20 protein-coding genes are annotated in these 21440 nt (G+C 76.0%); 11 read left to right on the forward strand and 9 right to left on the reverse strand.

The window, feature by feature from the left end; genetic code table 11:
• Positions 1-25: 25 nt before the first annotated feature.
• From G1H19_RS04460 to G1H19_RS04480, 5 genes are read right to left on the reverse strand one after another with little or no spacing between them, the layout of a single operon-like run.
• Positions 26-1375 carry a bifunctional 3,4-dihydroxy-2-butanone-4-phosphate synthase/GTP cyclohydrolase II gene (locus G1H19_RS04460; RefSeq protein WP_152730594.1) on the reverse strand — a complete coding sequence of 450 codons (1350 nt, stop codon included), beginning with the start codon at positions 1373-1375 and terminating at the stop codon, positions 26-28.
• On the reverse strand, positions 1372-2010 hold the full coding sequence (locus G1H19_RS04465) for a riboflavin synthase (RefSeq protein ID WP_174278080.1): 639 nt from the start codon (positions 2008-2010) through the stop codon (positions 1372-1374). Before G1H19_RS04465 ends, G1H19_RS04460 begins: the two co-directional genes overlap by 4 nt.
• Before the next feature lies 1 nt (position 2011).
• Positions 2012-3127 carry a bifunctional diaminohydroxyphosphoribosylaminopyrimidine deaminase/5-amino-6-(5-phosphoribosylamino)uracil reductase RibD gene (ribD, locus tag G1H19_RS04470; protein ID WP_152730596.1) on the reverse strand — a complete coding sequence of 372 codons (1116 nt, stop codon included), beginning with the start codon at positions 3125-3127 and terminating at the stop codon, positions 2012-2014.
• Complete coding sequence (rpe, locus tag G1H19_RS04475; RefSeq protein ID WP_235927964.1) at positions 3124-3804, reverse strand: ribulose-phosphate 3-epimerase; 681 nt, start codon at positions 3802-3804, stop codon at positions 3124-3126. Before rpe ends, ribD begins: the two co-directional genes overlap by 4 nt.
• Positions 3805-3857: 53 nt before the next feature.
• Positions 3858-4499, reverse strand: a complete 642-nt coding sequence (locus G1H19_RS04480) for a TetR/AcrR family transcriptional regulator (protein WP_152730597.1) — start codon at positions 4497-4499, stop codon at positions 3858-3860.
• Positions 4500-4736: 237 nt separating this feature from the next.
• On the opposite strand from G1H19_RS04480, the gene G1H19_RS04485 reads away from it, so the two are divergent.
• The 11 genes from G1H19_RS04485 (at position 4737) to G1H19_RS04535 (ending at position 16259) form a co-directional block, all read left to right on the forward strand.
• Positions 4737-5912, forward strand: a complete 1176-nt coding sequence (locus tag G1H19_RS04485) for a sugar ABC transporter substrate-binding protein (protein WP_152730598.1) — start codon at positions 4737-4739, stop codon at positions 5910-5912.
• Positions 5909-7540, forward strand: a complete 1632-nt coding sequence (locus tag G1H19_RS04490) for a sugar ABC transporter ATP-binding protein (RefSeq protein WP_202925819.1) — start codon at positions 5909-5911, stop codon at positions 7538-7540. Before G1H19_RS04485 ends, G1H19_RS04490 begins: the two co-directional genes overlap by 4 nt.
• A complete protein-coding gene (locus tag G1H19_RS04495; protein WP_152730599.1) occupies positions 7537-8637 on the forward strand; it encodes an ABC transporter permease in 1101 nt (366 codons plus the stop codon). Before G1H19_RS04490 ends, G1H19_RS04495 begins: the two co-directional genes overlap by 4 nt.
• A gap of 40 nt (positions 8638-8677) precedes the next feature.
• Positions 8678-9757 (forward strand): pyrimidine utilization protein A, encoded by a 1080-nt coding sequence (gene rutA, locus G1H19_RS04500; protein WP_152730600.1) that lies wholly within the window; start codon positions 8678-8680, stop codon positions 9755-9757.
• Between the two features lie 3 nt (positions 9758-9760).
• Positions 9761-11224: an MFS transporter gene (locus G1H19_RS04505; RefSeq protein ID WP_152730601.1), complete on the forward strand. Its 1464-nt coding sequence runs from the start codon at positions 9761-9763 to the stop codon at positions 11222-11224.
• On the forward strand, positions 11221-11886 hold the full coding sequence (locus G1H19_RS04510) for an isochorismatase family protein (protein ID WP_235927965.1): 666 nt from the start codon (positions 11221-11223) through the stop codon (positions 11884-11886). Before G1H19_RS04505 ends, G1H19_RS04510 begins: the two co-directional genes overlap by 4 nt.
• Complete coding sequence (locus tag G1H19_RS04515) at positions 11883-12767, forward strand: carbon-nitrogen hydrolase family protein (RefSeq protein WP_152730602.1); 885 nt, start codon at positions 11883-11885, stop codon at positions 12765-12767. Before G1H19_RS04510 ends, G1H19_RS04515 begins: the two co-directional genes overlap by 4 nt.
• A gap of 38 nt (positions 12768-12805) precedes the next feature.
• A complete protein-coding gene (locus G1H19_RS04520; protein WP_162392494.1) occupies positions 12806-14581 on the forward strand; it encodes an amidase in 1776 nt (591 codons plus the stop codon).
• Positions 14582-14686: 105 nt separating this feature from the next.
• Complete coding sequence (locus G1H19_RS04525) at positions 14687-14920, forward strand: hypothetical protein (protein WP_152730604.1); 234 nt, start codon at positions 14687-14689, stop codon at positions 14918-14920.
• Complete coding sequence (locus G1H19_RS04530) at positions 14917-15582, forward strand: hypothetical protein (protein ID WP_162392495.1); 666 nt, start codon at positions 14917-14919, stop codon at positions 15580-15582. The genes G1H19_RS04525 and G1H19_RS04530 overlap by 4 nt, the downstream gene beginning before the upstream one ends.
• Entirely contained in the window at positions 15579-16259 is a 681-nt protein-coding gene (locus tag G1H19_RS04535) for a GPP34 family phosphoprotein (protein WP_162392496.1), read from the forward strand. The genes G1H19_RS04530 and G1H19_RS04535 overlap by 4 nt, the downstream gene beginning before the upstream one ends.
• Before the next feature lie 152 nt (positions 16260-16411).
• Here G1H19_RS04535 and G1H19_RS04540 read toward each other — a convergent pair whose 3' ends face one another.
• The 4 genes from G1H19_RS04540 to G1H19_RS04555 all read right to left on the reverse strand — a co-directional run bounded on the left by G1H19_RS04540 (position 16412) and on the right by G1H19_RS04555 (position 21423).
• Entirely contained in the window at positions 16412-17848 is a 1437-nt protein-coding gene (locus G1H19_RS04540; protein ID WP_162392497.1) for an RsmB/NOP family class I SAM-dependent RNA methyltransferase, read from the reverse strand.
• The gene (locus G1H19_RS04545) at positions 17845-18825 is read right to left on the reverse strand and encodes a methionyl-tRNA formyltransferase (protein WP_328593535.1); all 981 of its coding nucleotides are present in this window, start codon (positions 18823-18825) and stop codon (positions 17845-17847) included. The genes G1H19_RS04540 and G1H19_RS04545 overlap by 4 nt, the downstream gene beginning before the upstream one ends.
• Positions 18774-19325: a peptide deformylase gene (gene def / locus G1H19_RS04550; RefSeq protein WP_162392498.1), complete on the reverse strand. Its 552-nt coding sequence runs from the start codon at positions 19323-19325 to the stop codon at positions 18774-18776. Before def ends, G1H19_RS04545 begins: the two co-directional genes overlap by 52 nt.
• Positions 19326-19455: 130 nt before the next feature.
• Positions 19456-21423, reverse strand: a complete 1968-nt coding sequence (locus tag G1H19_RS04555; RefSeq protein WP_235927967.1) for a primosomal protein N' — start codon at positions 21421-21423, stop codon at positions 19456-19458.
• Positions 21424-21440 lie beyond the last annotated feature (17 nt).

Raw genomic sequence — 21440 nt, forward strand, 5'->3', positions numbered from 1 at the left:
TCTCCGCGTGAGCTCGCGAGCTCGCTCACGAGCGCTGCTCCGTCACGCGGGTGAACCCGGCGGCGGAGGGGGCGACGTCGCCCTCGGTCTCCGGCTCGATGATGTCCAGCAGGTGACCCATCCGGTCTCTCTTGGTCCGCATGTACCCGATGTTCTCAGCCGTCACGTGACTGGGGAGCGCGACACGTCCGGTGATCTTGAGGCCGTACCCCTCCAGGCCCGCGCGCTTGGCCGGGTTGTTGGTCAGCAGCCGCATCGTCTTGACGCCGAGGTCGACCAGGATCTGCGCGCCGGTGCCGTAGTCGCGGGCGTCGGCGGGCAGGCCGAGGTCGAGGTTGGCGTCGACGGTGTCCGCGCCGTCATCCTGCAGCTGGTAGGCCTGCAGCTTGTGCAGCAGGCCGATGCCGCGTCCCTCGTGGCCGCGGATGTAGAGCACCACCCCGCGGCCCTCCTCGGCGACGGCTGTGAGCGCGGCGTCCAGCTGCGGGCCGCAGTCGCAGCGCAGCGAACCGAACACGTCGCCGGTGAGGCACTCGGAGTGCACGCGCACCAGCACGTCCTCACCGGGGCCGGCGCCGTCGCGGCCGGGGCCGTCGACGTCACCGAAGACGAAGGCGACGTGCTCGCGGTCGTCGTAGGAGCTGGCGTAGCCGACGGCCTGGAACACCCCGGCGGCCAGCGGCACCTTGGCCACCGCCACGCGCTCGACCAGCTTGTCGAAGCGCTTGCGGTAGGCGATGAGGTCGGCGATGGACACCAGCACCAGGTCGTGGGCGTCGGCGAAGTCGCGCAGCTCGGGCAGCCGGGCCATGCCGGTGGGGTCCTGCTCGCTGACGATCTCGCACAGCGCGCCGGCCGGCCGCAGCCCGGCCAGCACGGCCAGGTCGACGGCGGCCTCGGTGTGCCCGGGCCGGCGCAGCACCCCGCCGTCGCGGGCCCGCAGCGGGACGACGTGCCCGGGCCGGGACAGGTCGGTGCGGTCGGTCTGCTCGGAGGCGAGCAGCTGGATGGTGTGCGCCCGGTCGACGGCGGAGATGCCGGTGCTGATGCCCTCGCGGGCGTCCACGGTGACGGTGTAGGCGGTGCCGTGCCGGTCCTGGTTGACCCGCAGCATGGGGGGCAGGTCCAGCCGGTCGGCGTCCTCGTCGGACACCGCGACGCAGATGTAGCCCGAGGAGTACCGGACCATGAACGCCACCAGCTCGGGGGTGGCCAGCTCGGCGGCGAAGATCAGGTCGCCCTCGTTCTCGCGGTCCTCGTCGTCTACCACGACGACCGGGCGCCCGGCCTTGACCGCGGCGATGGCGCTCTCGATGCTGTCCAGCCGGGTGCGCGGCAGCGACCCGTCCGCGACAGCGGGCAGGGACTCGGTCATGCGCGTGCTCCGATCAGACGCTCGACGTACTTGGCGATGACGTCCACCTCCAGGTTCACGGGGTCACCCGGAACACGGGTGCCCAGCGTGGTCTCGCGCAGCGTGGTGGGGATGAGGCTGACCTCGAACCAGGGCTCCGGGTCGGTGGCGGGGGTGAGCGCGCTCACCGTGAGGGAGACGCCGTCGACGGTGATCGAGCCCTTCTCCACCAGGTAGCGGGAGAGCTGCGGCGGCAACGAGACCCTCACGACCTCCCAGTGCTCGCCGGGGGTCCGGGCGAGCACGGTGCCGACGCCGTCGACGTGGCCCTGCACCAGGTGCCCGCCGAGCCGGGTCTGCACGGTGACCGCGCGCTCCAGGTTGACCGGGTCGCCGTCGGAGAGCGCGCCCAGGCTGCTGCGGCGCAGCGTCTCGCCCATGACGTCGGTGCTCCACACGCCCCCGGGGCCGCCGTCGGGCTCGACGGCGGTGACGGTCAGACAGACGCCGTTGACCGAGATCGAGTCGCCGAGCGACACGCCCTCCAGGGTCTGGCGGGCGCGGATGCGCAGCCGGGCGGCGCGGTCGGCCTCGGTGGCGCCGAGGTCCTCGCGCAGTTCGAGGGTGCCGACCTCTTCGACGATGCCGGTGAACACGTCAGTCCCCTTCCTGGGGGTCGCGGGGCCCATCAGTGTGCCTGCCGGGCCGCAGCCGGAACCGGGTGTCCGGTCCGAGCCGGTCGACGGCGACCACCTGCCACTGCAGCGCGCCGGACATCGTGCTGATTCCCAGCTCACCCACCAGGGGGAGGCCGGCGCCCAGCAGCTGGGGGGCGAGGTGCAGCTCAGCCTCGTCGACGAGCCGGGCCCGCAGGAACGCCGCGGCCAGGGTCGGCCCGCCCTCCAGCATCACCCGGCGGACGTCGAGGGCGAACAGCTCGGCGAGCAGCTCCGCCGGGTCGGCCGCCCGGCTGACGTGGGTGGGGGCGGTGCCGTCCAGCACCCGGGCGGTGGCCGGCAGCCGGCCGCGGCGGTCCAGCACCACCCGCAGCGGCTGGCGCGCGGCCGGGACTCCGTCGGTGTCCCGGACGGTCAGCTGCGGGTCGTCGGTCAGCGCGGTGCCCGAGCCGACCAGGACGGCGTCGCAGCCGGCCCGCAGCCGGTGCACCTCGGCGCGGGCGACCGGGCCGGTGACCCAGCGGCTGGTGCCGTCGGCCGCGGCCACCCGGCCGTCCAGGGTGGCGGCGACCTTCCACAGCACGAACGGGCGGTGCTCGCGGACTCCGGTCAGCCAGCCGGCCAGCGCCCCGTGCTCGGCCTCCTGCTGCTCCACGCCGAGCACCACGTCGACCCCGGCGGCGCGCAGCCGCTCCGCTCCCCCGACGGCCAGCGCCGTGGGCTCGGGGACGGCGACCACCACCCGGGCGACGCCGGCGGCCAGCAGCGCGTCGGCGCACGGGCCGGTGCGCCCGGTGTGCGCGCAGGGCTCCAGGGTGACCACCGCGGTCCCGCCCCGGGCCCGCTCGCCGGCCTGGGCCAGGGCGCGCACCTCGGCGTGCGGGCCGCCGGGCGGGGCGGTGCCGGCCTCGCCCACGACCCGGCCGCCGGCGTCCAGCACGACCGCGCCGACCGCCGGGTTGGGGCTGGTGCTGCCCAGCACCTGCTCCCCCATCAGCCGCGCCCGGGCCATGGCGGCCCGCTCGGCCGCGGACACCACCGGGCCGGGGTCGGCGGCGACGGGTCGCACGGGGCCGGCGGCGCCGCCGTCGGTCATGCCGGCCGGCGGCCGGTGGCCGTGCGGGCCCGGGCGCGCAGCGCCGCGATCGCCGCGGCCGGGTCCGCGGCGCCGTACACGGCCGAGCCCGCGACGAACACGTCGGCGCCGGCGTCCGCGGCCTGCTCGATGGTGTCGGCGTTGATGCCGCCGTCGACCTCGAGGAAGAGCGCGAGGTGGCCGCTGTCGACCAGCCGCCGCGCCTCGCGCACCTTGGGCAGCACCTTGGCCATGAACGCCTGACCGCCGAAACCCGGCTCCACGGTCATCACCAGCAGCGTGTCGAAGTCGGGCAGGACGTCGAGGTACGCCTCCAGCGGGGTGCCCGGCTTCAGCGCCAGGCCGGCGAGGGCACCCGCGGCCCGGATGTCGCGGGCCACCGCGGGGGGGTCGGTGCAGGCCTCGGCGTGCACGGTGACGTTGCGCGCGCCCAGCTCGGCGTACCCGGGCGCCCAGCGCTCGGGGTCCTCGATCATGAGGTGGCAGTCCAGCGGCACCGGGCTCACCCGGGCGATCGCCTCCACCACCGGCCGGCCGAGGGTCAGGTTCGGCACGAAGTGGGCGTCCATGACGTCCACGTGCAGCCAGTCGGCGTCGGCGATGCGGGCGGTCTCGTCGGCGAGCCGGGCGAAGTCCGCCGACAGCAGGCTGGGCGCGATCATCGGTTCCCGGGTCACCGGGTGATCGTAGGTGCCCGGTCGGGCACCCCACCGCCGGCCGGCACCCGGTGTCACCCCCGGTCCGGGGGTGCCGTGGCCGAGCGGGCGAGGGCCGAGCGGATGAACTCCTCGGCGTGCCGGTGGGCGTACTCCGCGCTGAGCACCTCCCGGGCGATGTAGCGCCGGTAGTACGGCGGTCCGGCCAGGATGTCGAAGGCGACGTCGAGGTCCATGTCGGCCCGGAACTCCCCGCTCTCCACCCCCTCCTGCAGCGCCTGCTTGAGCAGGTGCCGGCGGCGGGCGAACCAGCCGTGCACGATCGCGCCGACGGCGGGGTTCCGGTCGGCCTCGACGATGATGCTGGGCAGCGCCGCGCCGACCGGGGTGGTGGTCAGCAGGTCCACCAGGCTCCGCGTGACCAGCCGGATCGTCTCGGTGGGCGAGCCGGCGACCGGCTGGGGCGCGGCCTCGGCCATCAGCCGGGTCACGGTGCCGGCGACCAGGTCGCCCTTGGACGGCCAGCGCCGGTAGATGGTGGCCACGCCCACCCCGGCCCGCTCGACGACGTCGCGCATCGTGAAGCCGTCGATCCCGCGCTCGGCGAGCAGCTGCAGGGTGGCCCGGTGGATGGTCTCGCCCGCCTCCTCGCTCATCGGCCGGCCGCGCGGGCGGCGGGCGGCGGTGGGGGCGCTCGGGCGTGGACTCGTGGGCACGACCGCAGCCTGGCAGCCGCCGCGCTTTACGAGAACGGGCGATGGCGAAAAGTTACGAGCCGGACACCGTGCAGGTCAGAGCGGCAATGGGCGCGACACATCTGCTCCCTACGTTCGGCGCTCGGTGAGGACATCACCCGCACGGCCCGCAGCGCCGCGGACACGGCCCCCCGCCCGGCCCCACATCCGACCCGGCGTCCGGCACCCGCCGGCCCGCGGCCTCCCTGGAGCGACCCCATGAGACAACCCCTGCGTCCCGCTGGCACTGCCGGAGCCGTGGTCTGCGCCGCCCTCGTGCTCACCTCGTGCTCGAGCGGGTCCAGCGGCAGCGGGTCCGGCGGATCGGCAGCGGGTGGGTCGTCCGCCGACGGCGTCCGGTACGCGCAGGAACAGATCGACAGGTACTCCCAGGTACCTGCCTTCGAGCTGGAGGCCGAGCCGTTCGACATCACCGCTGTGGCCGGGTCGACGATCTTCAACATCCCGTCCAGCAGCCAGGTGCCCTACGTCGTCGAGGTCGACGCCGAGGGGGCGGAACTGGCCGAGCGGTTCGGCGCGACCTGGATCGAGTACGACAACCAGGGCTCGCCCACCCAGTGGGCCGCCGGTGTCGAGCAGGCCGTCAACCAGGACGTCGACCTCATCATCCTCAGCCAGGGCGTCAACCCCAGCCTGCTGATCCCCTCGCTGACCCAGGCGGAGGACGCCGGCATCCCGGTGCTGGTCAGCCACGCCTACCAGAACGACAGCGAGCTGCCCGACGACGTCGCCGACCTGGTCACCTCCACCGTCGACGCCCCGTTCGACGAGTCGGGCCGACTGTCGGCCGACTACGCGATCGCCGACACCGAGGGCCAGGCCGACGCGCTGGTGATCACCAGCTCGGAGGTGCCGCCGTCCGACGGCATCGTCGCCGCCATCGAGGACGAGTTCGCCACCCACTGCCCCGACTGCTCGGTCGACGTCGTCAACGTCCCGCTCACCGACTGGGCGACGAAGATCGCCGGCGAGGTGCAGTCGGCGCTGCAGAGCAACCCGGCCATCAACTACATCATCCCGATCTACGACTCGATGTCGATCTACGCGCAGGCCGGCATCACCGCCGCCGGCGGCACCGGCCGGGTGTCCATCGCGACGTTCAACGGCACGCTCTCGATCCTGAAGATGATCCAGGACGGCACCTCGGTGGTGATGGACTCCGGGGAGAACACCACCTGGCTGGCCTGGGCGACCTTCGACGCGGGCGCCCGGCTGATCACCGGCGCCACCCCGGCGCCGCGGAACGCGAAGACCCCGCTGCGGGTGTTCACCGCCGACAACGTCGACGAGGCCGGCACCCCACCGCAGTCGGGCATGGGCTTCGGCGACGCGTTCCGCACCGGTTACGAGACGCTCTGGGGCGTCACCTCGTGACGACCCTGCAGACCACCCGTCCACCCGTGGCGCCGGCGACTGCGACGTCGACACCCCTGCTGCAGCTGCGGGGGCTGTCGAAGACGTTCGGGACGACGAAGGCACTCGACGGCGTGGACCTGACCGTCGCCCCCGGCGAGGTGCACGCGCTGCTCGGGGAGAACGGGTCGGGCAAGTCGACCCTGATCAAGGTGCTCAACGGCTTCCACGCCCCCGACCCGGGGGCCGAGCTGACCATCGGGGGCCGGTCGGTGCCGCTGCCGGTGCCTCCGGGCCGCTTCCGGGAGCACGGCCTGGCCTTCGTGCACCAGGACCTGGCGCTGGTGCCGGAGCTGTCGGTGCTGGAGAACCTGCGGGTCGCCCACATCGCCGGCTCCCGCCGGCCGTGGATCAACTGGGGTGCCGAGCGGCGCCGCGCCCGGACGGCGTTCGGCCGCCTCGGGCTGGACGTCGACATCGACCAGCCGGTGCAGCGCCTGGGCGCGACCGAGCGGGCACTGCTGGCGATCGTCCGGGCCGCGGAGGAGATCCGGGACGCCCGCGAGCGGGCCACCGCCGAGCACTGCCTGCTGGTGCTCGACGAGCCGACGGTGTTCCTGCCCGAGGAGGGCACCGCACTGCTGTTCCGGCTCGTGCGCGACCTCGTCGCCGACGGCCGCACCAGCGTCCTGTTCGTGTCCCACGACCTGGACGAGGTGCTGGCGCACACCGACCGGGTCACCGTGCTGAGCGACGGCCGACTGCGCGGCACCGCCGACACCGCCGCGGTCACCGTGCCGCAGTTGATCGAGATGATCGTCGGTCGCCCGGTGCAGAGCCCGGTCCCGACCGAGCACGCCGGACACACCCCCGAGCGCCCGGTGCACGCCGGCGTCACCGACCTGCACGGTGGGGTGCTGGCCGGGCTGTCGTTCACCGTGGGCGCCGGCGAGGTCGTCGGCCTCACCGGGCTGGCCGGCTCCGGCTACGAGGACGTGCTGCCGGCGCTCTACGGCGCGCGACCCGGCGCATCGGGCACGCTGCGGCTGCCCGACGCGGCACTCGACCTGGCCACCAGCACCCCGGCCGCCGCGCTGGCCCACGGCGTCGTCTTCGTGCCGGCCGACCGGGCGCGGGACGGCGCGGCGGGCGAGCTGACCGTGCTGGAGAACATGACCCTGCCGGTGCTCGCGGAGTTCCGGGGCCGGGCCGGGCTGGACCGCCGACGCCTGCTCGCCCGCGGCCGGCAGCTCACCGAGACCCACGACGTGCGCCCCCGCGACCCGCGCGCGGTGTACGGCTCGCTGTCCGGCGGCAATGCGCAGAAGGCGCTGCTGGCCAAGTGGCTGCAGACCGGGCCGCGGCTGGTGCTGCTGCACGAACCCACCCAGGGCGTGGACATCGGCGCCCGCACGCACATCCACGACCAGCTCGCCTCCGCCGCCCGCGGCGGTGCCGCGATCGTCGTCGCCAGCTCGGACTACGAGCAGCTGGCCACGCTGTGCGACCGGGTGCTCGTGCTGGCCCGGGGCCGGGTCGTGGAGCAGCTGGCCGGCCCGGCGCTGACCCGGGAACGGATCGCCGACCGGGTGCTGGGCAGCGTGACCCTGCACGAGGCGACCGGGAGCTCGCCGGAGGTGACCGCATGACCACCACCGCGGGCAACGACACCGCGAGCGACGGCACCGCAGGCAACGACACCGCAGGCAACGACACCACGAGCAGCGTCACCACGAGCGAGGGCACCAGGACCGTCGCGCCGGTCGGGCCCGCAGCGCCGGGCCGCCGGTGGCACCGCCCGTCGGCCTACGTGGAGCGCTACGCGCTGGTGGCGGTCTGGCTGGTCGTGGTGGTGGCGTTCGGCCTCGCCCGGCCGGAGACCTACGCCACCACCGGCAACCTGCAGAACATCCTGGGCTCCCAGGCGGTGCTGCTGATCCTGGCGCTGGGCCTGCTGATCCCGCTGACCACCGGCGGGTTCGACCTGTCGGTCACCTCGACGCTGTCGTTGTCGGCCATGCTGGTCGCCGTCCTGAACGTGCAGCACGGCTGGTCGCTGCCGGCGTGCATCGCCGCTGCGGTGGCGGCCTCGGTCGTCGTCGGGCTGGTCAACGGTGCCTGCGTCGTGCTGCTCGGCATCGACTCGTTCATCGTCACCCTCGGCACCTCGACGTTCGTCCTCGGACTGGTGCAGTGGCTGAGCGACTCCACGGCGGTGACCGGGGTCGACCCTGCGCTCACCGAGTGGACGGTGGTGAACCGGCTGTTCGGGGTGTCGCTGTCGTTCTACTACGGGCTGCTGGCCGCCGTCGCGACGTGGTTCCTGCTCACCCGGATGCCACTGGGCCGGCGGCTGCTGTTCGTCGGCCGCGGGGCGAGCGTCGCCCGGCTGTCCGGGCTCGCGGTCGACCGGATCCGCTGGGGCTCCTTCGTGACCTCCGCGGTGGTCGCCGGGCTCGCCGGGGTGGTCTACGCCGGCAGCCTGGGCGGTGCCGACCCCAGCTCCGGCTCCTCGTTCCTGCTGCCCGCCTTCGCCGCCGCCTACCTCGGCGCCACCGCGATCACCCCCGGCCGGTTCAACGCCGTCGGCACCTTCGTCGCCGTGTACTTCCTGGTCTCCGGCGTGGTCGGCCTGCAGATGCTCGGCGTGGACAACTTCGTGCAGCAGCTGTTCTACGGCGGCGCGCTGGTCGTCGCGGTCGCGCTCTCCCAGCTGGTGCGCCGACGCACCAGCGGCGCCGGCTGACCCCCCTCCCCCACCACCGCACAGAGAAGAGGAGCACGACATGGACATGGGCGTCTTCATCCCGATCGGCAACAACGGCTGGCTGATCTCCTCGGCAGCCCCGCAGTACATGCCGAGCTTCGAGCTGAACAAGCAGGTCGTGACCCTGGCCGAGGAGCACGGCCTCGACTTCGCGCTGTCGATGATCAAACTGCGCGGGTTCGGCGGGGAGACCGGGTTCTGGGACCACAACCTGGAGTCGTTCACGCTCATGTCGGCGCTGGCCGCGGTGACCAGCAAGATCATGCTGTACGCCTCGACGGCGGTGCTCACGCTCCCGCCGGCGATGGTGGCCCGGATGGCGACCACCATCGACTCGGTGGCGCCGGGCCGCTTCGGCATCAACATCGTGTCGGGCTGGCAGTCCGCGGAGTACGAGCAGATGGGGCTGTGGCCGGGCAACGACTACTTCGGCCACCGCTACGACTACTCCGGCGAGTACGTGCAGGTGATGAAGGAGTTGTGGGCCAAGGGCCGCAGCGACTTCGCCGGCGAGTTCTTCACCATGACCGACTGCCGGATGAGCCCGCCACCGGCCGCGGGCTCGGTGCCGATCGTGGCCGCCGGGCAGAGCGAGCGCGGCATGCGGTTCTCCGCCGAGCACGCCGACTACCAGTTCACGATGGGCGCCGGGGTCAACACCCCCACCGCCTACGCGCCGCAGAACGAGAAGCTGCTCGCCGCCACCGCCCGCACGGGCCGGGACGTCGGGGCCTACGTGCTGTTCATGGTGATCGCCGCCGACACCGACGAGGAGGCGATGGCGAGGTGGACGGCCTACAACGAGCACGCCGACATGGGCGCACTCGCCTGGATGGCCGACCAGGCCTCGATGGACACCTCCGCCGGGGACGGCTCGACCGCCAAGCACATCACGCTGCCCGAGGGGGCGGTCAACTTCAACATGGGCACCCTGGTCGGCTCCTACGCGTCGGTGGCCCGGATGCTGGACGAGGCCGCGGCGGTGCCCGGCACGAAGGGCATCATGCTGACCTTCGACGACTTCCTGGTCGGGCTGGAGGACTTCGGCACGAGGATCCAGCCGCTGATGGCCTGCCGGGCCGACCGGGTCGCCGTCTGAGGCGTGCCCGACCTGACGACGTCGGCACCCGCCACGCCCCCGTGGCGGGTGCTGGCGGCGACCAGCATCGGCGTCGTGCTGACGTTCCTGAACACCAGCAGCCTGGACGTCGCCCTGCCCTCGGTGGTCCGCCACTTCGACGCCGGCCCCACCGCGGCGGCGTGGGTGCTGCTGTCCTACATGCTCGCGGTCACCGTGCTGGTACTCGCCCTGGGCCGGCTGTCGGACCTGCTCGGCAGGCGGCGGGTCTACCTGACCGGGCTCGCCGTGGTCACCGTGGCCAGCCTGGGCTGCGCGCTGTCCCCCGACGTCGGCGTGCTGATCGGGATGCGGGTGGGGCAGGCCATCGGTGCGGCCGCGGTCATCACCAGCACCTCGGCGATCCTGGCCGACGCCTTCCCGGCCGAGCAGCTGCCGGTGGCCCTGGGGCTCAACGCGACGGTGGCCGCCACCGGTGCGCTGATCGGCCCGGTGGCCGGCGGGCTGCTGGTGTCCCTCGGCGGGTGGTCGGCGGTCTTCTGGCCGGTCGTGCCGCTGGGCCTGCTGGCGCTGGGCGCGTCGGCGCTGACCGTGCCGCCCTCGCCGCCGCGCCGGGCCGGCGAGCGGTTCGACCTCCTCGGCGCCGCGCTGTCCCTGCTGGGGCTGGGCGGGCTGGTGGTCGCGGTCTCCAGCGGCGGGTCGCTGGGGTGGACCGATCCGCTGGTGCTCACCGCGGCCGGGGCCGCCGTCGTCGCACTGCCGCTGTTCGTCGTCGTCCAGGCGCGGGGCCGGCACCCGCTGCTGGACCTGGGGCTGCTCACCGACCGGGCCCGCGGGATGGCCTACCTGGCGGGCTTCCTGCTGTCGGTGGCCCAGTTCGCCGTCGTCCTGCTGGTGTCGCTGTTCCTGCAGGCCCAGGACGGGTTGTCGGCGGTGGACGCCGGGCTGTGCGTGCTGCCGGTGGCCGTCGGCACGGTGCTCACCGCACCGCTGGCCGGCCGGCTGGCCCGCCGGTTCCCCGCCCGCGCGCTGAGCACGGTGGGGCTGCTGCTGGTGGCGGCCGGGCTGCTGGTGCTGGCCGTGGTGCTGCGGCCCTCGGCCGGGGTGCTGCTGACGGTGCCGCTGACGATGATCGGCGCGGGCACGGGGCTGTTCATGACGCCCAACACCAGCGCCATCCTGGCGAGCGTCCCGGCCGGCCGGCGCGGCGCGGCGAACGGGGTGCGGTCGATGCTGCAGAACGCGGGCTTCGTGCTCAGCACCGCCCTGACGCTGGCCGTCGTCACGGCCGGGCTGGAGCCGGCTGCGCGCGAGGCCGTGTACAGCGGGATGCTCTCCGAGCTGCCCGGGGCAGCCGGCGACGCGTTCGTCACCGGCAGCCGAGCCGCCCTGCTGGTGCTGGGGGTGCTCTGCCTCGGAGCGGTCGCCGCGTCGCTGAGCCGCGGCGCGCCGCAGCCCACCCCGCGCCCCGTGGAGGTACCCGCGTGACCGAGCCCCGCCCCACCGAGCTGGACGACGACTACGCCGTCGCCGGCTACCACACCGCCCTGCCCCTGGGCAGCCGTCCGGCGCTGGTGATGGTCGACCCGGTGCGCGCCTACGTCGACCCGGCCTCCGCGCTGTACGCCGGCGTGGAGGACGCCGTCGGCGGCATGGTCGAGCTGCTGGCGGTGGCCCGCGCGGCCGGCGTCCCGGTGGTGTTCACCCAGGTCGTCTACCGGGCCGACGGGGCCGACGGCGGGGTGTTCTGGCGCAAGGTCCCCGCGCTGGCCGCGAACTTCACCGAGGGCAACCCGATGGGCGCGTTCATCCCCGGCGTCGAGCCGCAGCCGGGCGAGACCGTGCTGGTCAAGAAGTACCCGAGCGCGTTCTTCGGCACGCCGCTGGCCCCGATGCTGACCGCGCTCGGCGTGGACACCGTGGTCATCGGCGGGCTGTCCACCAGCGGCTGCGTGCGCGCCACCGCCACCGACGCCATGTCCCACGGCTTCCTCCCGCTGGTGGTGGAGGACGCGGTCGGCGACCGGCACGAGGCGCCGCACCGGGCCAACCTGTTCGACCTCGCCGCCAAGGTCGGCGAGGTGCGACCGCTGGCCGCGGTCCGCGAGTGGCTGCAGACCCTGACCCCACCGGGAGGAGACCGATCATGACCCTGCAGGTGGCAGTGGTGCAGTCCGGCGGGCAGGGCAGCGACCCGGCGGCCGGCCTCGAGCAGCTGTGCGCGCTGGTCGAGCAGGCCGCCACCCCGGGCACCGACCTGGTGGTGCTGCCCGAGCTCTGCTCCTCGCCCTACTTCTGCACCACCCGGGACGCCGCGCGGCACTCCCGGGCCGAGCCGCTGAGCGGGCCGACGACGACGGCGTTCGCCGCGCTCGCCGCCCGGCTCGGGGTCGCGGTGATGTTCGGGGTGTACGAGCGGGCGGCCGACGGGTCGCTCTACAACAGCGCGGTGCTCCTCGACCGCACCGGTGCCCTGGTCCGGCCCACGGCACTGGACGGCACCGAGGCACCGGCGTACCGCAAGATGTCGATCCCCTCGGTGTGCACCCCGGACCTGGACACCGACGAGAAGTTCTACTTCAAGCCCGGTCCCGAGCCGGTGGCGTTCACCCTGGACGGCGTCCGGCTGGGCTGCGTCATCTGCTACGACCGCAGCTTCCCGGAGTACTGGCTGGCCGCCCGGGCGCTCGGGGCGCAGGTGGTGGTGGCGCTGGTCAGCTCCTTCGGCTGGCGGGACGGCCTGTTCGTCGACGAGCTGGTGGTGCGCGCCTTCGAGACCCAGGTGTTCGTCGTGGCCGCCAACCGCGGTGGACCGGAGACCTTCGAGGGCGCGACGACGTCGTTCTTCGGGCGCAGCTGCGTCATCGACCCCACCGGCGTGCTGCTCGCCGAGGCTCCGGCGCACGAGTCCCCGGTGACGCTGCACGCCACCCTGGACCTCGCCGCGGTGGACGCCGCCCGCTCCCGGCTGCCGCTGGCCCGGGACCGCCGCGCCGACGTGCTGGCCCTGCTCGCCCGGGCCGCGCGCTGACCCCCGGGGGCGCGGTGACGGCGGGCGAGCCGGCCGCGGTGACGACGGGCGCGGTGGGCGAGCCGGCTGCGGTGACGACGGGCGCGGTGGAGGAGCCGGCCGGGGTGGCCTGGGGTCCGGCGCTCGGCGGCGAGCGGATGGCTGCCGCGCGCGGCTGGGCCGGCGAGGGGCTGCGGCGCTCCCGGGAGCGCCCGCTGCCGCTGCCCACGCCCGCCGACGGGTCGGAGCCCGCGCACTTCGCCGCGCTGCTGGCCCGGCCGGTGGCGCCCGAGCCGGCCGGACCCGCGGTGCGTCACCCCGCCGCATCCCGGTCCGTCGCCGAGTCGTCCCGCGCCGAGCTGCCCGGTACCCAGTTGGCTGCTGCCCCGTTGGCTGCTGCCCAGTTGGCTGCTGCCCAGTTGGCTGCTGCCCAGCTGCCCGTGGCCGGGCAGCTGCACCTCGCCGGCGTGACCGGGCTGCTGGCCGGCTTCGCGGCCGGCGCCTTCACCCCGACCGACGTCGTGGACGAGCTGACCGCCCGCATCGCCGAGCGGGGGGCGAGGACCGGGGCGGTGCTGCGGGTGCTCGCCGGTGCCGCGGACGCCGCCGCGGAGAGCTCCGCCCGCTGGCGCGCGGGCAACGCCCGGCCGCTGGAGGGCGTGCCGTTCGGGGTCAAGGACGTGCTGGACGTGGCCGGCGCGGTGGTCACCAGCGGCAGCCGGGTCACCGGCGACCGGATCGCCGCCACCGACGCCACCGCGGTCGCCCGCTGGCGGGCGGCCGGCGCCGTCCCGCTGGCGATGCTGGCCACCAGCGAGTTCGCCTGCGGGGCGCCGCAGAACGGCCGCTACGGCGCGGTGCGCAACCCGTGGGACCAGCGTCGCTGGACCGGCGGCTCCTCCACCGGTTCGGGCGCCGCGCTGGCCGACCGGCTGGTGCCGCTGGCGCTGGGTACCGACACCGCCGGCTCGATCCGGCTGCCCTCGGCCTGGTGCGGCACGACCGGCCTGAAGCCGACCTACGGCCGGGTGCCGCGGACCGGCGTCGCGACGCTGTCCTGGACGCTGGACCACGTGGGCCCGATGGCCCGCACCGCCGAGGACCTGGCACTGGTCCTGCCGTTGCTCTCCGGCCCGGACGGCGTCGACCCCAGCGCGCTGACGGGCTACGACCAGCCCGGGCCGCTGTCACCGGACCTCACCGGCCTGCGGGTCGGTGTGCCCGGCAGCTGGTTCACCGACTGCGTGGACAGCCAGGTGCTGTTGGCCTTCGAGGCGGCGCTGACCGTGCTGGTCGACGCGGGCGCGCAGCTGGTGCCGGTGGCCGAGGGCGACCTGCAGCCGGTGTTCGACGAGGCGTGGACGATCCTCTACGCCGAGCTGGCCTCCGGTCACGAGGGCGGCCCGCAGCGCGCGGGGCTGTACGACGACGGCCTGCTCGACCGGCTCTCCCGCGGGGTGGTGATCGGCGCGACCGACTACCTGCGGGCGCTCCGGCGGCGCGCATCGGTGACCGCGGAGCTGGCCGCGCGGCTCTTCGGCGGTGCCGACGTGCTGCTCACCCCGGGCCCCGGTGCGCGGGCACCGCTGCTGGCGGACCTGCTGCTGGACGTCGACGGCGAGCAGCTGCCCATGCTGTCGGTGCACTCGCGCAACACGGTGCCCTTCGACCTGACCGGCATGCCGGCGCTGATGCTGCCTGCCGGCACCGACGACCACGGCATGCCGATGGCCGTGCAGGTGGTGGCCCCGCACCACCGCGACGAGCTGTGCCTGCGGGTCGGGCTGGCCCTCCAGGCGCGCACGGCGCACCACCGGGCCGTCCCGCCCGGCTGAGCCCGGCTCACCCCACCCCGGCCGCGTGCCACACGTTCGGGTGACGACCCCGGCCAGGACACCCGGCGACCTGCCCCGCGCCTGCCGGGCACCTACCCTCCGGCCGTGACCAGTTCCAGACCGGGTCGGGCCCGCGGCGCGGCGCGGCGGCTCACCGATCCCGTCGTCCGGGAGCTGCTGGTGGTGCTGCTGGCGACGGCGGCCGCGCTGTGGGCAGTGGACGTCCTGCTCGGCGGCGGTGTCCCGGGATGGCTCCCGGTCGTGCTGCTCGCCGCTGCGCTCGGTGTGCTCGGCGTCCCGGCGTGGACCCGGGGCACCCGGCCGGCGGGGGTCCGGTGAGGCCGACCGGGCAGGACGTCGACTGGGACGCCGTGGTGCGGCGGTCCCGGCGGCGCGGCTGGTACGCCGGGGCGTGGCTGGTGCTCGCCGCCTGGTCGTTGGTGCGGCTGCACGCCGACCTGTTCGCCGACCCCGGCACGCGCTGGCTCTTCGTCGGCGTCACGGCCCTGGTGACCGCGCTGGTGGGCGGGACCGTCGCGCTGAGCCGTCGTCGCACCGGGCGGGTCGACCGGCGGACCGCCGCCATCGCGCAGTACGCCGTCCAGCACCACGTCGACCCGGGCGAGCCCGCGCGGGAGGCCGCCGACCGACAGGCCCGGATGGCGGCAGCGCTCCGCTGGTACGCGCCGTTCTACGTGCTGCTGCTGGTCCAGCCGCTGCTGCGCCTGGGCGACGAGGTGGCGGTCGAGCCCTCCTCGGTGCTGGCGGCGCTCGTGTTCGCCTCCGGCTTCGTCTGCATCAGCGCGTGGACCTTCCTGCACGGCACCGCCGCAGTCCGATGGACGGCCGATCCGCCCGGTCCGCCCCGTCCCGCCCCGCCGGCGACCGCGTGGGAACTGCGGACGACCGGTCGTCGGGCCCGGACGTGGCGCGCAACGGCCCTGGTCTGCCTGGTCGTCGGCTCCGTGCTGGTCGTCGCCTCCCGGGCGCTCGGATCATGAACCCGACCGCTCCCGCGCCGGCCCCCGGCGTCGCCGACCGGCTCGCCGCGCTGTGCCTCACCTGGCGCGGGCGGCTGCCGGCCACGCTGGCGCCCTCGGACACCGTCCGGGCGGGGCTGCTGGTCGACCTGGCGCTGGCCGGGCGGCTCACGTCCACCGAGACGAGCATCGAGCTGGACAGCACGCCCACCGGGTCGCCGGCGGCCGACGCGCTGCTGGCCGCGATGGACGCCGACCCGGACCGCCCGCTCGACGACTGGCTCGACGAGCGGGCGATCGGTCTGGAGCAGGTGGTGGCCGCCCTGCTGGAGTCCGGGCAGTGGCGGGTGACCCGCAGCGGCCCGTTGCGCCGGCGCAGCCTGGCGCCGGCCGACCCGCCGCCCGGCTGGGACGGGCGGGACGGCGGCGACTGGACGGTGCACCTGCGCGAGCCGGCCGAGCTGTCACCCGCGGACGCCGCGGTGGCCGCGCTCGCCGTCACCGGCGGCCTGCTCGGGCCGGCCCGAGAGACCGGCCACGCCGACGAGCCGGCCGCGGTCCCGGCGGCGGTGCTGGACCGCACCGGCGCCGCCCGGTGGCTGTGCGCCGCGGCGGTCGAGCACCTGGCGTGGTCCCGGCAGCGGGACCGGCTGCAGTCAGCGCACCTGTACGTCAGCGACACCGTCGGACCCGGCTGAGGGCGCGGCGACCGGATCGGGCGGCTCGTCGCTGCCGGCGAACCAGGCTCCCACTGTACCGACACCGGGCCGTCCGCTCACACCCTCCCCAGCTCGGGAGCGAGCGGCGGCCTCAGGCGCGGCGGGCCGGAGTCCCCGGCAGGCCTGGGGCCTCAGCGGGTCCGGCGGAGCAGTGCGACGAACATCGCGTCGGTGCCGTGCCGGTGCGGCCACAGCTGGCCGTGCTCGCCGCGGGCCATGTCCGGCACCTCGGGGAACAGCGGCGCCACCGGCACCACCTCGACGTCGTCGCGGGCGGCGACCGGGGCCACCACGCCCACCGTCTCCGCCTCGTGCGGCGAGCAGGTCACGTAGGCGACCACTCCACCCGGGCGGACCGCGGCCAGCGCGGCGTCCAGCAGGGCCCGCTGCAGCGCGACGAGCTCGGCGACGTCGTCGGCGGTGCGCCGCCAGCGCACCTCGGGACGGCGGCGCAGTGCGCCCAGCCCGGTGCAGGGCGCATCGAGCAGCACCCGGTCGAACCCGCCGGCCGGCCACGGCGGCGCGGTGCCGTCGGCGACCAGCACCTCGACGTCGTCCTGGCCCTCCAGCGCGGCGCGCACCAGCTCGACGCGGTGCTCGGCCCGGTCTGCGGCGGTCAGCCGGACGCCGGCCGGGCGCACCGCGGCCAGCAGTGCCGCCTTGCCACCGGGACCGGCGCACATGTCCAGCCACGCCACGTCGGGCCCCTCCAGCGGGGCGCGGGTCAGCGCGAGGGCGGCCAGCTGGCTGCCCTCGTCCTGCACGCCGGCGGTGTGCGCCTGCACCGAGGGCAGCCGGCCGGGGTCACCGGAGCCCAGCCGCACCGCGTACGGCGACCACGGCCCGGGCACGCCGTCGGACTCGGCCACCAGCTCCTCCCGCGGCACCTGCCGGGCGACCAGGTGCACCTCCGGGGCGACGTCGTCAGCCAGCAGCGCCGCCTCCAGCTCGTCACCCTCGGTGCCCAGTGCCTCCCGCCACGCCTCCACGACCCAGCGCGGGTGGTCGGTGGACAGCACCAGCCGCTGCACCTCGTCGGCCGGCGCCAGCGTGGCAAGCCAGCTCTCCCGGTCACCGCCGGCGGCCACCTTGCGCAGCACCGCGTTGACCAGCCCGGACGCGCCGGTGCCGACGATCGCGCGGGTGAGCGCCACGGTGGTGTCGACGGCGGCGTGGGCGGGCACCCGCAGGTCGAGCAGCTGGTGGGCTCCCAGGCGCAGCAGGTCGAGCACCCGGGGGTCCAGCTCGGCCAGCGGGCGGCTCACCAGCCCGGTGAGGACGGCGTCCAGCGTGCCGGTCGCGCGCAGCGTGCCGTAGGCCAGCTGGGTGGCGAAGGCGGCGTCCCGCGGCTCGAGCTGGCGCTCGCGCAGCAGCTGGGGCAGCAGCAGGTTGGCGTAGGCGGCGCGGCTGGTCACGCCGTCCAGCACGTCGTAGGCGGTGAGCCGGGCGCCGTCGAGCACCGGGCGCACCCGGCGGCTCTCCGGCCGGGCCTGCTTGGTGCGGGGGCCGGCGGGGCGACCCGTCGGCCCACCCCCGGCGCGGCGGCCCCGCGCTGACGGTCCGCTCACGCGCCGAGCACCTCCCCTGCGGTCGGCCGGGCGCCGCGCGCCCAGTCCGGTGCCGGCTGCAGCCGCTTGCCGGCGGGCTGCACCTGGCCCAGCCGCACGGCACCGGAGCCGGTGCCGACCAGGACGCCGTCCGGGCGGACCGACAGCTCACCGGGCGCCAGCCCCGGGTCGTCGCCGGTGACCGGTGTCAGCGGTCCCAGCCGGAGCCGGTCGCCGCGCCACAGCGTCCACGCGCCCGGCGCCGGGGTCAGCCCGCGCACCCGGCGGTCGACCACGGTCGCCGGCAGCGCCCAGTCGACCTGCGCGTCGGCGGTCTCGATCCGCGGCGCCAGGCTGATCCCGTCGGTGGGCTGCGGCTCGGCGACCAGCGTGCCCGCCTCGATGCCGTCCAGGGTGGCCACCAGCAGGCCCGCGCCGCTCAGCGCCAGCCGGCCCAGCAGGTCACCGGCGGTGTCGGCCGGGCCGATGGGCTCGGTGACCACGCCGTAGACCGGCCCGGTGTCCAGCCCGGCCTCCAGCCGGAAGGTGGCGGCACCGGTGAGCTGGTCGCCGGCCATGATCGCGTGCTGCACGGGTGCCGCGCCCCGCCAGGCGGGCAGCAGCGAGAAGTGCAGGTTCACCCAGCCGTGCCGGGGCAGCTCCAGCGCGGCCGGTGGCACCAGCGCGCCGTAGGCCACCACCGGGGCGCAGTCGACGGCGAGGTCGGTGAGCTGCTCCAGGAACGCGGGCTCACGCGGCGACCGCGGCTGGAGCACCGGGACGCCGGCGGCGTCGGCGCGCTCGGCGATCGGGGACCGCACCGACCGGCGGCCCCGCCCGGCCCGGGCATCGGGCCGGGTCAGCACGGCCACCACGTCGTGCCGCGAGCCGAGCAGCGCGTCCAGCGACGGGACGGCGGCCTCGGGCGTGCCGGCGAAGAGGAGCCTCAGTGCGGGCTCACCTTCACGACGGGGGCGGGCGCACCGGAGGGCAACCAGGCCTGCTGGCCCTGCCACTCCGCGCCGCCGAGTACGTCCAGCGCCGCGGCCCGGGCCTCGGCGTCCAGCCGGTCGACGAACAGCACGCCGTCCAGGTGGTCGGTCTCGTGCTGGATGGCGCGGGCGAGCTTGTGCGAGCCCTCGACCCGGATCGGCTCGCCGTGCTGGTCCCACCCGGTGGCGGCGACGTACAGGTGCCGGCGGCAGTCGAAGCGGAAGCCCGGGATGGAGAGGCAGCCCTCGGCGTCCTCCTCGGTCTCCTCCCCGACGGGGGTGACGTCGGGGTTGACGATGTGGCCGACCTCGCCGTCGACGAACCAGGTGAACACCCGCAGGCCCACGCCGATCTGCGGGGCGGCCAGCCCGGCCCCGCCGGCGGCGTGCATGGTCTCGGTCAGGTCGGTGACCAGCCGGCGCAGCTCGGCGTCGAAGTCGACGACGGGCGCGGCGGGGGTGCGCAGCACCGGGTCGCCCATGATCCGGATCGGGGTGACGCTCACCCACCCAGGGTAGGCGGCCCGCCCGAGGGCCTCGCCGGCACCGGCTCCGCCGGCCCGGCAGACGCCCCGAGCGCGCCAGGATCGACACGAACGGCCCGCCAAGATGGCCATCTCGGCGGACCCCGCCCGGCTACATCTCGTGCGGGTCCAGCTGCACCCGCACGTGCTCGGCGACCTTGCGGGCGCTGCGCACGCCCTGCACCTCGGCCAGGGCCCGGGCCAGGGCCACGCCCTCGGCGCGGGGCACCCGCACCAGGTACCGCTCCCGGTGCACCGGGTCCGGGCCGTCGGCGGGCCGGCGCGGCTCGGGCACCGGCCCGAGCAGGTCGGCCGAGGCCGGCAGCCGGGCCGCCTCCAGGAAGTCCGCCAGCGCCGCGGGGGTGGCGGTCAGCGAGGCGATCCGGGTGACCGGCGGGAAGCCGAGCTCCCGGCGGTCCTCCAGCTCGCGGGCGGCGACGGTCGCCGGGTCCCAGCGCACCAGCGCCTGCACCACGGGGTGCCCGGCGTCGGCGGCCACGACCACCTGCCCACCGGCGGACGCCGGCCGGACCAGCGCCGCCGCGTTCACCCAGCGGCGCATCGTCTCCTCCGCGGCGCGCAGGTCGGCCCGGCCGAGCAGCGCCCAGGAGTCCAGCAGCAGCGCCGCGCCGTACCCGCCCTCGGCGACCGGCTCGGCGCCCGGGGTGGCGACCACCAGCGCCGGCCCGGGCGGCACGGTCGCCAGCACGCCGGAGGCCCGCCCGGACACCGAGACCGCGGCGCCGGGGAACGCCCGGCCCAGCTCCTCGGCGGTGCGGGAGGCACCGACCACCGAGGCGCGCAGCCTGGTGGCGTGGCAGTGCGGGCAGTCGAAGGCGGCCGCCGGGCGGGCGCACCAGCGGCAGGCCGCGACCCGCTGCCCGCCGGGGCCCGCGGGGGCCGCGATGCCCAGCGGTCCGGCGCAGTGCCGGCAGCGGGCCGGGGCGCGGCACCGCTCGCAGGACAGCCCGGGCGCGTAGCCGGACCGGGGCACCTGCACCAGCACCGGGGCGCCGGCGGCGAGGGCCTCGCGGGCCACCCGGTAGGCCAGGCTGGGCAGCCGGGCGGTGCGCGCCGCGGGGTCCCGGGCCAGCTCGGAGTCCTCCCCCAGCGCCTGCACCCGCGGGGCGACCGCGCGCAGCACGACCCGCTCGGCCACCAGCTCGTGCGCCCACCCGCTCTCGATGAGCAGCGCGGCCTCGGCGGTGCGCGCGGTGGCGGCCACGACGGCCGCGCACCCGGCCAGGTGTGCGCGGTGCACCAGCACGTCGCGGGCGTGCGGGTAGGGCGCGCGCGGTTCGGCGTGCAGGTCGTCGCCGTCGTCCCAGATGGCCACCAGGCCCAGGTCGGCGACCGGTGCGAACGACGCGGCGCGGGTGCCCAGGACCACCTGGGCGCTGCCGCGGGCGGCGTCCAGGAAGCGCCGGTAGCGGGTGTCGGGGGCGGCGTCGGCCCGCAGCACCACGTACGACCCGGCGGGCAGCCGCGCCTTGGCCGCGGCCTCCAGCCGGTCCAGGTCCCGCCCGTCGGGGACGACGACCAGCGCACCGCGGCCGCCGGACAGTGCGGCCTGGCACAGCTCGGCCAGCCGGGCGGGCCAGTCCTCCCCGGGCAGCGCGGTCCACACGGCGCGGGCCGGCAGTCCCCCGGCGACGGCGCCCAGCAGCGCGGGGCCGGTGGGGTACCGGGCGAAGCCGGCCGGGTCGGGTGCCGCGGGCGCGGCGGGCCGCGGCGGGGCCTCGCGCTTCTCCGCGGCCGCCCGCCGCGGCGGCAGCGCGAGCCGCAGCACGTCGGTCATCGCCCCGGCGTACCGGTCGGCGACCGAGCGGGCCAGCCGGGCCACCTCGGGGGTGAGCACCGGCTCGCCGGACACCAGCTTGGCCAGTGGCGCCAGCTTCCCGGTGTGCGTGGTCGAGTCGGCCAGCTCCAGCACGACGCCGTCGACCAGCTGCCCGGAGAACCGGACCCGCACCCGGCACCCGGCCCGGACGTCCTCGGCCATCGCGTCGGGGACGGCGTAGTCGAAGGGCCGGTCCAGGTGTGCCAGGGGCACGTCCACGACGACCCGCGCCACCCTCACGCCGGCAGTCTCCCCGC

This window comes from Goekera deserti, from assembly GCF_010685995.1.
Taxonomy (GTDB): Bacteria; Actinomycetota; Actinomycetes; order Mycobacteriales; family Geodermatophilaceae; genus Goekera; species Goekera deserti.

Coding starts and splice junctions, on each gene's coding strand:
- G1H19_RS04495 (WP_152730599.1), top strand. CDS start 7,537: ATGACCACCACCGCGGGCAACGACACCGCGAGCGACGGCACCGCAGGC.
- G1H19_RS04535 (WP_162392496.1), top strand. CDS start 15,579: ATGAACCCGACCGCTCCCGCGCCGGCCCCCGGCGTCGCCGACCGGCTC.
- ribD (WP_152730596.1), bottom strand. CDS start 3,127: ATGACCGACGGCGGCGCCGCCGGCCCCGTGCGACCCGTCGCCGCCGAC.
- G1H19_RS04515 (WP_152730602.1), top strand. CDS start 11,883: ATGACCCTGCAGGTGGCAGTGGTGCAGTCCGGCGGGCAGGGCAGCGAC.
- G1H19_RS04485 (WP_152730598.1), top strand. CDS start 4,737: ATGAGACAACCCCTGCGTCCCGCTGGCACTGCCGGAGCCGTGGTCTGC.
- G1H19_RS04460 (WP_152730594.1), bottom strand. CDS start 1,375: ATGACCGAGTCCCTGCCCGCTGTCGCGGACGGGTCGCTGCCGCGCACC.
- rutA (WP_152730600.1), top strand. CDS start 8,678: ATGGACATGGGCGTCTTCATCCCGATCGGCAACAACGGCTGGCTGATC.